This window comes from Psychrobacter frigidicola (assembly GCF_007997305.1).
GTDB classification, from domain to species: domain Bacteria; phylum Pseudomonadota; class Gammaproteobacteria; order Pseudomonadales; family Moraxellaceae; genus Psychrobacter; species Psychrobacter frigidicola.
This window is the reverse complement of the sequence record NZ_VORZ01000001.1, coordinates 277,155-290,497: the sequence shown is the minus strand read 5'-3', so window position 1 is coordinate 290,497 and position 13,343 is coordinate 277,155. Positions and strand designations below refer to the sequence as shown.

General features: G+C 43.4%; 10 protein-coding genes. 6 read left to right on the top strand and 4 right to left on the bottom strand.

The window, feature by feature from the left end:
* Positions 1 to 32 precede the first annotated feature (32 nt).
* From prfB to ES754_RS01180, 3 genes are all read right to left on the bottom strand, one after another.
* A protein-coding gene (prfB, locus tag ES754_RS01190; protein WP_147221319.1) for a peptide chain release factor 2 occupies positions 33 to 1,128 on the bottom strand; the annotation gives its coding sequence in 2 pieces (ribosomal slippage) (positions 33 to 1,055 and positions 1,057 to 1,128; 1,095 coding nt in all).
* A 115-nt stretch (positions 1,129 to 1,243) separates the two neighbouring features.
* The gene (locus tag ES754_RS01185) at positions 1,244 to 1,936 is read right to left on the bottom strand and encodes an HAD family hydrolase (RefSeq protein WP_147221317.1); all 693 of its coding nucleotides are present in this window, start codon (positions 1,934 to 1,936) and stop codon (positions 1,244 to 1,246) included.
* 46 nt (positions 1,937 to 1,982) lie between these two features.
* Positions 1,983 to 2,519 (bottom strand): gamma carbonic anhydrase family protein, encoded by a 537-nt coding sequence (locus tag ES754_RS01180; RefSeq protein WP_147221315.1) that lies wholly within the window; start codon positions 2,517 to 2,519, stop codon positions 1,983 to 1,985.
* Between the two features lie 159 nt (positions 2,520 to 2,678).
* Here ES754_RS01180 and ES754_RS01175 point away from each other — a divergent pair, with 159 nt between their 5' ends.
* From ES754_RS01175 to ES754_RS01150, 6 genes are all read left to right on the top strand, one after another.
* The gene (locus ES754_RS01175; RefSeq protein ID WP_147221313.1) at positions 2,679 to 3,227 is read left to right on the top strand and encodes a phosphatase PAP2 family protein; all 549 of its coding nucleotides are present in this window, start codon (positions 2,679 to 2,681) and stop codon (positions 3,225 to 3,227) included.
* Between the two features lie 286 nt (positions 3,228 to 3,513).
* The gene (carA, locus tag ES754_RS01170) at positions 3,514 to 4,755 is read left to right on the top strand and encodes a glutamine-hydrolyzing carbamoyl-phosphate synthase small subunit (RefSeq protein ID WP_147221311.1); all 1,242 of its coding nucleotides are present in this window, start codon (positions 3,514 to 3,516) and stop codon (positions 4,753 to 4,755) included.
* 150 nt (positions 4,756 to 4,905) lie between these two features.
* Positions 4,906 to 8,169, top strand: a complete 3,264-nt coding sequence (gene carB / locus ES754_RS01165; protein ID WP_147221309.1) for a carbamoyl-phosphate synthase large subunit — start codon at positions 4,906 to 4,908, stop codon at positions 8,167 to 8,169.
* A 280-nt stretch (positions 8,170 to 8,449) separates the two neighbouring features.
* Positions 8,450 to 8,926 carry a transcription elongation factor GreA gene (greA, locus tag ES754_RS01160; protein ID WP_147221307.1) on the top strand — a complete coding sequence of 159 codons (477 nt, stop codon included), beginning with the start codon at positions 8,450 to 8,452 and terminating at the stop codon, positions 8,924 to 8,926.
* A gap of 301 nt (positions 8,927 to 9,227) precedes the next feature.
* Positions 9,228 to 10,037 (top strand): hypothetical protein, encoded by an 810-nt coding sequence (locus ES754_RS01155; RefSeq protein ID WP_147221305.1) that lies wholly within the window; start codon positions 9,228 to 9,230, stop codon positions 10,035 to 10,037.
* A gap of 312 nt (positions 10,038 to 10,349) precedes the next feature.
* A complete protein-coding gene (locus ES754_RS01150; protein ID WP_227677787.1) occupies positions 10,350 to 11,690 on the top strand; it encodes a glycosyltransferase in 1,341 nt (446 codons plus the stop codon).
* A 104-nt stretch (positions 11,691 to 11,794) separates the two neighbouring features.
* On the opposite strand, the gene ES754_RS01145 is transcribed toward ES754_RS01150, so the two are convergent.
* On the bottom strand, positions 11,795 to 13,249 hold the full coding sequence (locus ES754_RS01145; protein ID WP_147221302.1) for an NAD-dependent succinate-semialdehyde dehydrogenase: 1,455 nt from the start codon (positions 13,247 to 13,249) through the stop codon (positions 11,795 to 11,797).
* Between the last annotated feature and the right edge of the window lie 94 nt (positions 13,250 to 13,343).

The following is a 13,343-nucleotide window of genomic DNA, read 5'->3' as shown; positions in this document are numbered from 1 at the left end:
TTATGATTAGTATTAACCGTTAAGTTCTGGCTTTATAGTCCCGCTTTTAGGCTGGCTTCAATAAACTGGTCTAAATCGCCATCGAGTACCGCGCCAGTATTAAAAGTTTCAACGCCAGTACGCAAGTCTTTAATACGTGAGTCATCAAGCACGTATGAGCGGATTTGACTGCCCCAACCGACGTCAGATTTACCATCTTCCACCGCTTGTTGCGACTCCATGCGTTTTTGCATTTCCAGCTCATACAGCTTGGCGCGCAGCATTTTCATTGCTGTCGCTTTGTTGCCATGCTGACTACGCTCATTTTGACAGGTAACGACGACACCCGATGGTTCATGAGTGATACGCACCGCAGAGTCCGTAGTGTTCACATGCTGACCACCTGCGCCCGATGAGCGGTAAGTATCAATGCGCAAATCGGCTGGATTGATGTCGATTTCGATATCATCATCAATTTCAGGCGAGATAAAAACAGCGGCAAACGAGGTATGACGGCCATTATTACTATCAAACGGTGACTTACGAACTAAGCGATGTACACCAATCTCGGTACGTAACCAGCCAAAGGCGTAATCGCCTTTGATGGCAATCGTTGCCGATTTGATACCCGCGACGCCGCCCGATGAAATCTCAATCACTTCAACTTTAAAGTCATGTGCCTCAGCCCAGCGCGTATACATACGTAATAGCATCTCTGCCCAATCTTGTGCTTCGGTGCCACCACTACCTGATTGAATATCTAAGTAGCAATTGTTGGGATCCATCTCACCGCTAAACATCCGGCGGAACTCTAAGTCAGCCACGCGTTTTTCAGCATTGTTTAATTCTGCTTGTACCTCTTCGAGCAGGGTTTCATCGCTCTCTTCTACGGCTAAATCTAGCATAGCAGACGCGTCTTCTAAAATGGTCTCAAGTGATACGACCACATCGATGACGCCATCTAAAAGGCTTTTTTCTTTATTAATGGCAGTCGCGCGCTCAGGATTATTCCACAGCTCAGGGTTTTCTAGTTCTAAATTGACTTCTTCTAAGCGCTCTTGCTTACCATCAAAGTCAAAGATACCTCCGAAGGTCCTGTCCACGCTCGGATAAGTCTTTGATTTGTTCTTGGTACGGATTGATTTCCATAAATTTTCCTATAAATACATTTGATAATGATTACTATAATGACAATTGAGAATCGCTTGGTCTATATGATAGATATATAAAACCAAATTAAAGTAGGTGTTTGATATTAAATAGACTAAAGCGACCAGTCCTCTACTGCCCAGCGGTGTGCTAATGCATGCGCATGCAGCGCGTCATCAGGTGATATGCAGATGGCAACATCCGCCCACTCTAGCAACGGAATATCATTTTTAGAGTCCGAATAAGCATAGGTTTTCTCAAAGCTAACACCTGACGCTTGCTGCTCACCAATCCATTTATCCAAATGATAAACCTTACCTTCTTTAAAATTGGGCTTATCGGTCAATTTACCAGTGTATCGATCTTCTTTAATCTCTAGTGGCGTCGCTAACACATTGGCTTCTTCAATACCAAAACGTTTAGCGATTGCCGATACGACAAAATCGTTAGTGGCAGAGATAATGACCACATCGTGACCTTTCTCAATATGCTGACACAATACTTCCATCGCTTTTGGTCGAATATGCGGCTCAATTTCAGACTTGATATAATCTTCGCGCAGCTCATGCAAACGCGGCATCGGTAAGCTTGCCAAAAACTGCGCGACAAACTCATTATACTCCGTCGCATCAAGCGTGCCTTCAATGTAATCATTATAAAACTTTTGATTCGCCGTGCGATATTCAGCCTCATCGACCAGATTATGTTTGACGATATACTCGCCCCATAAATAGTCGCTATCGACATCGAGCAAAGTATGGTCTAAGTCGAATAGTGCAAGCGTGTGCTGATTGTTTAAAGAATTCATGTGTGACTAACTCGTATTTAAAATTAAGAAAAATTTACGGTGAAAATTATTCTGGCTGCTCAATCTCAGTGAGACCGTTTTTAAACTTTTGGCAGCACTCAGCGTAATGCATAGCAGACAGTTTCAGCATAGCCGCTTGCTCATCAGTCAAGGTTTTGACCACTTTAGCAGGTGCGCCCATCACTAGCGAGTTATCAGGAATCTCTTTGCCTTCGGTGACGAGCGCTTTGGCCCCAATTATACAGTTTTTACCTATTTTTGCTTTATTAAGTATCACCGCGCCAATACCAATCAAGCTATTATCGCCGACTTCACAGCCATGTAACATCGCTAAATGACCGATAGTGACATAATCGCCAATTTTCACCTCGATGCCTGCATCGGTATGAATCACGCTATTTTCTTGTACATTGCTATAGTCGCCGATATGAATGCGCTCGTTATCCCCGCGAATCACCGCGCCAAACCAAACGCTGGCTTGATGGCCTAAATAAACATCGCCGATGACCCGTGCCGTATCCGCCACCCAACCATTAAAAGGGCTGGCAAATTCAGGTGTTTTATCTAAATATTGATAAATCATAGCCTATCCTTAGTCTTTATTATGATTGATTTTTATGAATAACAATTTGTCGCTAATGGCGGTTTGATGCTAATAATTTGACCGCACTTTATAGTACAATCGCTGCAAAATTAATCTGTCTATTCAGAGTATAACCAATACAACTTTAGGAATTAGGCTATGAGCCATAAAAATCATCTAGCGATACTTGTAATATCAACTGGCCTAATAACCATAAGTCCTGTTTGCAGCGCTAATAATTCTAACCTTGAGCTGGCAGGCGATATCGTTGCCGTGGCTATACCCGCACTTGCCTACGGTAGCACTTATTATAAGGATGATAAAGAAGGTCGTCAGCAATTTTATAAATCATTTGCAACCAACTTAGCAGCCACTCAAGTGCTCAAACTGACTGTCGATAAAGAGCGACCCAACGGCAGCGATGATAATTCCTTCCCATCACGGCATGTCTCTGTGGCTTTTCAAGGTGCTAGCTTCATTCATAAACGCTATGGATTAAACTCCAGTATTCCCGCTTATGTGGGCGCAGGATTTGTTGCTTATACGCGCTTGAAAGCCGATGAGCATGATGCTACAGATGTGTTGGCTGGCGCGGCACTAGGTATCGCTAGCAGTATGTTTCTAACTAAAAGCTATAACGATATTTTGCATATCGCTACTAATCTGTCACCTGATTATTATGGTCTAACGGTAAATTATCAGTTTTAATTTTTTAAATTTCAGTTTTGAAATCCAGTACTGAAATTAAGCATCTTGAAATATTCTGTAAAAACTTTACGAATGATGATGCTAGCCCTAAAAGTAAAATTTTAGTATAATACTCAAAATCTGTACCCAAGCGAGTGGACATGATGTGAGTTACTCTTCACCTAAAGTGAATTAAGTATCTTTTCATCTATTTGTCTTCTCGCTTTTTTGTGGAAAATTTTTGTGCAAGCACTAAATATTCTTAACAAAATTCAGAACTTACATCAATAACAGCGGAGGCAACCCCTTGAATTCATCGGCAGAAGTACAAGCAATTTTGGCACTAGCAGACGGTACGACTTTTCGCGGTGTCAGTATCGGTAGCACAGGTCATCGTGTCGGTGAGGTGGTGTTTAATACCGCCATGACAGGGTACCAAGAAATACTGACTGACCCAAGCTACGCGCGTCAGCTGGTGACGCTTACTTATCCGCATATCGGCAATACCGGCACCAATAGCGAGGACGCTGAATCGGGTAATAGTCATCAAGTATGGGCAGATGGTCTTATTATTCGTGACTCAACGATGGTCACCTCGAGCTTCCGTAATTCTGAGTCGTTGACCGACTATTTAAAACGTAATGATACCGTTGCTATCGCTGAGATTGATACTCGCCAATTGACGCGTTTACTACGCGATAAAGGTGTGCAAAATGGTTGCATCATGACTGCATCGGATGGCGAAACCATTAGCGCAGAGGATGAAGCCCAAGCGATTACACTGGCGCAAGAATTTTCTGGCTTAGATGGCATGGACTTGGCAAAAGAGTGCTGCCATCCAGACGGTTTTGAGTGGACAGCGGGTACGTGGGAATTATCAGACACGCTGTTAAATCGTGATATAGCAGGCAATCATGACAGCGGTACAGGCGGATTTTTCAAACAGTTAGGCACGCATATCGATTCAAAATATAACGTTGTTGCTTATGATTTTGGTAGCAAAACCAATACCCTCCGTATGCTCGTTGACCGTGGCTGTCATGTCACGGTTGTCCCTGCACAGACGCCAATCAAAGATGTGCTAGCGATGAATCCAGATGGTATCTTCTTATCGAATGGCCCTGGTGACCCAGCTGCTTGTGATTATGCGATTAATAGCGTGCGTCATATTATTGAAGAGACGGACATTCCAACCTTTGGAATTTGCTTAGGTCATCAGCTGATCGGTCTTGCCAGCGGCGCAAACACTATTAAAATGAAAACTGGTCATCATGGCGCAAATCATCCAGTACAAGATTTAGAGTCTGGCATTGTGATGATTACTAGTCAAAATCATGGTTTTGCGGTTGATGAAGATACGCTTCCTGCCAATGTTAAGTCGACCCATCGCTCATTATTTGATGGTACTAACCAAGGGATTGAGCTGACCAATAAGCCTGTATTTAGTTTCCAAGGTCACCCAGAAGCCAGCCCGGGTCCTCATGATTGCGCGCCATTGTTTGATAAATTTATCACCATGATGGCAGATGCTAAAACAGCGCAAGCTTAAGTTCCCCTTATCAAAAAACCATTCATTACCAATAGACTAGGCGCTAAGAGCAATCACAGCGCCTACAGTCGCAACATATAAATAGCCACAACAGATACAATCAAAATACATCTCCATTAAAATATTACTCAAACGAAGGTAGCCCCAATCATGCCAAAACGTACCGACATAAAAAGTATTCTTATCATCGGCGCAGGTCCTATCGTTATCGGTCAAGCGTGCGAGTTCGATTATTCAGGCGCACAAGCGTGTAAATCTTTAAAAGAAGAAGGCTACCGTGTCATCTTGGTCAACTCAAACCCTGCGACCATCATGACTGACCCTGCCATGGCGGATGCGACTTATATTGAGCCGATTACGTGGCAGACGGTTGAGCAAATTATTGCTAAAGAACGTCCCGACGCTATCTTGCCTACCATGGGCGGACAAACGGCATTGAACTGTGCGTTAGAATTAGATAAGCATGGCGTATTGACCAAGTATAACTGCGAATTGATTGGCGCGACCAAAGAGTCAATCGAGATGGCAGAAGACCGCAACTTGTTTGACAAAGCTATGAAGCGTATTGGGCTTGAATGTCCACGCGCTGAAACTGCTGAAACCATGGAAGAAGCCTTTATTACCCAAGAAAAAATGGGCTATCCGTGTATCATTCGTCCTTCGTTTACCATGGGCGGTTCAGGTGGCGGTATCGCGTATAACCGTGATGAATTCATCGAGATTTGCGAGCGCGGTTTTGACTTATCGCCAAACCATCAATTGCTTATTGACGAGTCATTGATTGGTTGGAAAGAATACGAGATGGAAGTGGTTCGTGACAAAAACGACAACTGTATCATCATTTGTGCGATTGAAAACTTTGACCCAATGGGCGTACATACTGGTGACTCAATTACTGTTGCGCCAGCGCAAACCTTGACCGATAAAGAATACCAAATCATGCGTAATGCCTCATTGGCAGTTCTACGCGAGATTGGTGTAGAAACGGGCGGATCAAACGTCCAGTTTGGTATTGACCCTGAAACCGGTCGTATGGTCGTCATTGAAATGAACCCACGCGTATCACGCTCATCTGCATTGGCATCAAAAGCCACGGGGTTCCCGATTGCCAAAATCGCTGCCAAATTAGCCATTGGTTATACGCTCGATGAATTACAAAATGACATCACTGGCGGCAAAACCCCTGCCAGCTTTGAGCCGGCACTTGATTATGTCGTAACCAAGATACCTAGATTTAATTTTGAAAAATTTCCACAAGCAGATAATGTTTTATCGACGCAAATGAAGTCCGTTGGCGAAGTGATGGCAATTGGTCGTAACTTCCAAGAATCCATGCAAAAAGCCTTACGTGGTATGGAAACGGGCTCAGACGGTTTTGATGAGCAAATCGACTTGACCCAAGTTCCTGCCGATAAAGCACGCAGCGAAATTACCAACCGTCTGACCATTCCAACGCCTGAGCGTATTTATTACGTGGCTGATGCTTTCCGTATTGGTATGAGCGTTGATGAAGTCTTTAATTTAACCAAAATTGATCCATGGTTCTTGGTGCAAATTGAAGATATTGTTAAGACTGAAGCTACTGTTAAAGCACTAGGCTTTGGTGGTTTAACTGAGAACAACCTACGTCGATTTAAGCGTAAAGGCTTATCAGATTTGCGTTTGGCCAAATTGCTTGGCGTCTCACAAAAGCAATTGCGTGCTAAGCGTTGGGATTTAGGCGTGCATCCTGTTTATAAACGCGTTGATACCTGTGCCGCAGAATTTGAAACCAGCACCGCTTATATGTACTCAACTTATGATAGCGAATGTGAAGCCAAGCCGACTGACAAGAAAAAAATCATGGTGATCGGCAGTGGTCCAAACCGTATCGGTCAAGGTATCGAGTTTGATTATTGCTGTGTGCATGCGGCGCTCGCCATGCGTGAAGACGGTTACGAGACCATTATGGTCAACTGTAACCCTGAAACCGTTTCAACTGATTATGATATCTCAGACCGCTTATATTTTGAGCCAATCACGCTAGAAGACGTGTTAGAAATCGTCCGTATTGAGCAGCCTGATGGCGTTATCGTGCAGTTTGGTGGTCAAACCCCATTGAAATTAGCACGTGCACTTGAAGCGGCTGGCGTTAAAATCATCGGTACGAGCCCAGATGCGATTGATCGCGCCGAAGACCGTGAACGCTTCCAGCATATGATTCAGCAGTTAAATCTGACTCAACCAACCAATGCCCTTGCAACCAGCTTAGAAGATGGTTTGGTGAAAGCAAAAGACGTTGGCTATCCATTGGTTGTACGTCCATCATACGTCCTTGGCGGTCGTGCGATGGAAATCGTTTATAACGAAGACGAGCTCAGACATTACCTGCGTACTGCCGTACAAGCCTCTAACGAAGCGCCAGTATTGCTTGACCGCTTCTTAGACGATGCCATCGAAGTTGATGTCGATTGTATATGTGACGGCACTGATGTGGTCATTGGCGGTATCATGCAGCATATCGAACAAGCGGGCGTCCACTCAGGCGACTCAGCATGCTCATTGCCGCCGTATTCATTATCAGAAGAATTATGTGATGTGATGCGCGCGCAAACCGTTGCGATGGCAAAAGAACTTGGCGTTGTAGGCTTAATGAACGTTCAGTTCGCAGTAAAAGGCGATACCGTTTATATTTTAGAAGTCAATCCACGTGCCGCGCGTACGATTCCCTTTGTCTCTAAATGTATCGGTACTTCCTTAGCCCAAATTGCCGCCCGCTGTATGGCTGGTACTTCTTTAAAAAACCAAGGCTTTACCTGCGAGATTGTACCGTCATTTTTCGCGGTAAAAGAAGCGGTATTCCCGTTTGCTAAATTTCCAGGTGTCGATCCAATCTTGAGCCCTGAAATGAAGTCAACGGGTGAAGTCATGGGCGTGGGCAAAACCTTTGGCGAAGCATTTTACAAAGCGGTTATCAGTAGTAATGAGCGTCTGCCAGGTTTGCCAACTGAAGGCGAAACCAAAACCGTCTTTATCTCGGTACGCGATAGCGATAAAGAACAAGTTACGCCGATTGCCCGTCAACTCATCGACTACGGTTTTAACATTGTCGCCACCACCGGCACGCAAAAGGTCTTGGCGGAAAATGGCATCAAGTGCAAGCAAATCAATAAAGTCACCGAAGGTCGCCCGCATATCGTTGATGCGCTAAAAAATGGCAAAATCGATATGATTATTAACACCACTGAAGGCAAGCAGGCACAAGAGGATTCATTTTCTATCCGTCGCAGCGCGCTACAAGGTAAAGTCTTCTATGTCACCACCTTAGGCGCAGCTGACGCGGTCTGTAAATCTTATTCGATTGACTTACCATTTGAAGTTTATAAGCTGCAAGATTTACACGCGCAAGCAAAGGCGCTTGACGCAGCGGAATAAATTCAGTAAATTAAGCATAACCGTAATGATTTAAAACATAGTAGTTGTTTTATATAATATAGTCTTTTAAAAGTATAGTGATCTAAAAAGCATAGTCGCCACATTGTGACTATGCTTTTTATTACGTCAGCTTACTGCTTAATAGTCAGTAAACGATTAATAATCTGCTGATTAAGTAACCGTAACGCTCCCTTTTCTAATTTTCATACTCATTATAATAATAACGTGCACACCATCTCACTATGAGGTGGTGTGGTGTTATTGGTTTAAGGAAAAAAATATGCAACGTTATCCCATGACGCCAGAAGGACATGCGGCTTTAGAAGCCGAACTCAAACAGCTAAAAACTATTGACCGTCCACGTATCACCGCTTCTATCGCTGAAGCGCGTGAACATGGCGATTTAAAAGAAAACGCTGAATATCATGCTGCACGCGAACAACAAGGGTTTTGTGAAGCGCGAGTTCGTGATATCGAAGCTAAACTTGGTGGCGCGCAAGTGATCGATATCGCAACCTTACCAAAAGAAGGTCGAATCGTATTTGGCGTGACGGTGGTTATTGAAAATATGGACACCGAAGAGGAGAAACGCTATCAAATCGTAGGTGATGATGAAGCTGACTTTAAAGGCGGTAAAATCTCAGTGAACTCACCTATTGCTCGTGGTCTGATTGGCAAACACAAAGGAGATGAAGCCCGTATTGAAACCCCAAGAGGCGTGGTTGAATATGAGATTGTGGAAGTCATTTACGGTTAATAGATCGTAGGCTTGTTGAATAGATTTTCATAATAAATACATAAGAGTTCATAGTGACACCATGCGGCTTTACTCCTTATTTTTGGCAAATAATTATTTGGTATGAAGGTTTAAGCATTTGGTGAATAATAAGGGTGACTGCTAGATTTGCGGTTATCATTATTGGTACCCCCGTTATTTGGCATGGTTATGATGTCATTTGGCGGGGGTTTTGTTTATCTATAATAGGCTGGCTGCTTATTTTTGCTATGTATTATAATTGTTCGCTATTATTTTTATTACTCCACAACAGGGATCTATAATGACTATAAAACTTGATGTACCAACCAGTGTGATTGCAGGTGTACTGACTGGCGCTCTATTAGCGACATCTGCCACTGCCGCTCCCAAAATTATCGTTACTCAGCCTGTTGCTGCTAGCACTACAGTCGTTGAGCAGTATTCTGACGGCAAAGTTGCCACTATCACCACGACTCCTAATAGCATATCGATGCAAGATGGCATCCCGTTTTCAGTCACCCAAATCAGCAATGTGCCTCGCCACACGGTTCATCAAGGCGTAACGACAGTCACTACTTTGCCCGTAACCAATCAGGCAAGTCCAATCACAGTAGTAACCACGCCTGTAAATACCGTGGCTCAAGTGCTGACTATGACTACCAATACCATTGCTATTAATAACCCAGCAACTGGCCCATTAACCTTAGATACTTTACAGTTAAAACCAGTTTTTAGTACCCCTGGTATCGTTAGTGCGCAGACTAAAGTTATGAAAATATTAAAAAACAGCACAGGACAAGAGTTTGCCGTGCCTGCCAATCACGTGGTTTCAGGCGATGTGATTGAATACCACACCACTTATACTAATACGTCAGCCCAGCCAATCCATCAGCTCAATGCGACGGTGTCTTTGCCGAACGGCGTTAACCTCGTCTCTTTAAACAGCCCGCTGCCAACGCTGGCAACTACGGGTGGAGGCCGCTATCAGACCATTCAGCAAATGGGGAATAATGTTGTGATTCAAGAAGCTTACTCTGGATTACAATGGAACTTGGTTAATCTTGCCGCCAATACGCCGCAAACTGTAATAATCAGAGCTAAAGTTCAATAGATTAAGAGCTAAAGTTCAATAGATTAAGAGCTAAAGTTCAATATGTAGCGCTCAATGATTTGATTATAATTTTCCCTAAGTTGCGATATGCTCAAAAATATTTGGTTATTCAAGGTCTTTTTTAAGCGTAAAAAGCAAACGCAATTTACCCGTATCTATACCCCGAATGTCTAGCACGCTAGAAGTTCACCACTGATGCTACTTACACTTACCTTCTTATTTATGATACTGAATAAGACTTCATAGTTGAGTTTTGACTGTTTTTAACTGACAATAGCCCCTTGATATTATTAACGGATATTTACCGCTATTATGATCGTAATGCGCCTACTATCGTCTTTAAAACATGATGAATCCGAACGGGGTATCTTTTATCTTGGGCGTGCTCTGGTCAAAAACGGTCATACCTCGATTATTGTCTCTAGCGCCGACGATGATAATGAGCTGGTCAAACGTCTAGAACGTGATGGCAACCTATATCATCAGCTATATATGAATAAAAAATCCTGGTTATCGTTATTACAAATTGCGCCGCTACGCCATTTAATTGAACAATATGAGCCTGATATTATTCACGTTCATTCTCGAACGCCTGCTTGGATATTACATTTAGCATTACGCCGCGCCCGCGTCAAAAACATACCAAAATTGGTCTCGACCATGTATGGTTTTTACCCTATTAATAAATACTCCCAAGCACTACTAGATGTCGATACCATTATTACAGTCTCTGATAGTGTGACTAATTATCTGAATAAAGGGCTGCGCCGCGAACATCTTGGCCCTAAAACTATCAAACGTATCTACCGCGGTATCGATATACGTCGTTACCCTTATCGCCATAATCCGTCAGTTTACTGGTTACGGCACACTTTTGCAGAATATCCTGAGCTTGAGAATAAAAAATGGCTGGTGTTTCCAACGGTTATCGGTAATGAGTATGGACAAGAATGGCTGATTGATATATTAGGCAATTTAAAAGAGCAATTTCCTAATATTCACGCCATTATTATGGATGAAGACCATAAAGATGGTGACGTGGCTCACGAGGACTTTCGCCAGCGCAGCAATACCCTTAATCTTGGCGATCATATCACTTATGTCGGCAGTAAGCGGAACGATATGCGCGAATGGCTATCGGCTGCCAATATCGTTTTGGCATTAGCTAACCAGCCGGAATCGATTGGGATTAACGCCCTACAAGCTATTCACTTAGGGACACCCGTGATTGGTTGGGATCAAGCTGCTTTTAGTGAGATTTTACAGCCCCTATATCCGCAAGGACTGGTCAAAAAGTATAATGCCCATGCGTTGTGTAAGGCGGTGAAAAACCAGCTGGAAGGGGTTACGCGTCCTGAGATGACTGATAAATTTACCATGCGTGAGATGATTCAAGAAACCCTTGCGGTCTATCAGGATTTATATGAGCAGACATTAACAGAAGAGCAGTTACTAAAAAAGAACTACACATCTCGTAAACTTAAGAAAAACCCAAAATCCATGCTTAACTACTATACAGAACCTACGGGGAAATTATCTACTATAACCAAGCCACTGAATACATCAAAAGCGCCTTCAGTATCAACGACTAAGCAACCAATAACCAACCTGAATGTTAATGAGTCGCCTACCGTAAAGTCCACACAGAAATAATAGTCATAAAGCCGGCGTATAAGAAGATAGAGTGCATCATGTATTAATTTGCTAAATAACACATGGTGCGCTCTAGATAGAATACTTAAATCTTCTTAGTAAAATCAGCTGATATCAGAACACCAATATTTAGTCACCACATATTCCTCAATACCATATTTGGAACCTTCGCGACCAAATCCTGACTGCTTTACCCCACCAAATGGCGCAACTTCCGTTGAAATCATACCAGTATTGTGTCCGACCATGCCATACTCCAGCCCTTCCGTAACACGCCAAGCCCGCGCAAAGTCGCGACTATAGAAGTAAGATGCCAAGCCATAAATAGTGTCATTAGCAGCTTGAATGGCTTCTTCTTCGGTCTCAAAAGTAAATATTGAAGCAATAGGACCGAATATCTCTTCGCTTGCAATATCCATATCGCTATTAAGATCAGTAATGACGGTTGGATTAAAGCTGAGCGCTGAAGCATCATTTTTATCACCGCCGGTTACTATTGTTGCTCCTTTATCAAGCGCATCCTGTAATAATGCTTGGACTTTCTCTAGGCCGTCTTGATTGATTAACGGGCCAATATCCACGCCTTCTTTTGCACCGTCTCCCACGCTAAGCGCTTGGACTTTTTTGACAAAGATATCTAAAAACTTATCTTTAATACTTGCTTGCACATAGACACGATTGGCGCACACGCAGGTTTGCCCGGCATTACGAAACTTGGAGGCAATCAAGCCATCAGCGGCTTTTTCTAGATCCGCATCATCGAACACTATGAAGGGCGCATTACCACCAAGCTCAAGCGATAACTTTTTGATTGTAGGCGCACATTGTGCCATTAAAGTACGTCCAACTTCAGTAGAACCGGTAAATGACAGTTTTTGAATGCGCGCATCGCCGGTTAAAATATCGCCTATCATGGACGATTTACCCGTCACGACTTGAATAACGCCCGCTGGAATACCCGCTTGCTCGGCTAATACGCCCAATGCCAACGCTGAAAATGGCGTTTCGGTTGCCGGTTTAATAATAATGGTACAGCCCGCCGCTAATGCAGGCGCCGCTTTACGAGTAATCATCGCTGCTGGAAAGTTCCAAGGGGTAATCGCTGCACAAACACCGACTGGCTGTTTCAAAACGACATAACGCAGATTGGCTTGGGTCGCTGGAATGGTATCGCCATAGACGCGCTTGCCCTCTTCAGCAAACCAGCGAATAAAGCTATTGGCATAGCCAATCTCACCGCGCGACTCAGAGATAGGTTTGCCTTGCTCAGCCGTCATTAAAATGGCTAAGTCCTCTTTATTATCGTCAATGAGATCCGCCCATTTTTGTAATAATTCAGCGCGCTCTTGGGCTGTTTTTGCTGCCCAAGTCTTTTGTACTTTGTGAGCATACGCTACTGCATCATTGACGTCTTGCTCGGTCAAACTTGGAATAGTGCCAATAACCTCACCATTGAATGGATTAGTCACGTTAATAGTAGTGCCGTCAACAGCAGCATGCCATCCGTCTTTAATGAAACAGCGTTGTTTAAGTAAATCGGGATTTGAAAGCGTTAGCATTTTTAGATTCCTTATTATTTTATGAGGCAGTATTTTTTGAATAGTGTTTCTTGCATCGTAAATTTAGACTATTTTTCAATAAATAGGATTACTT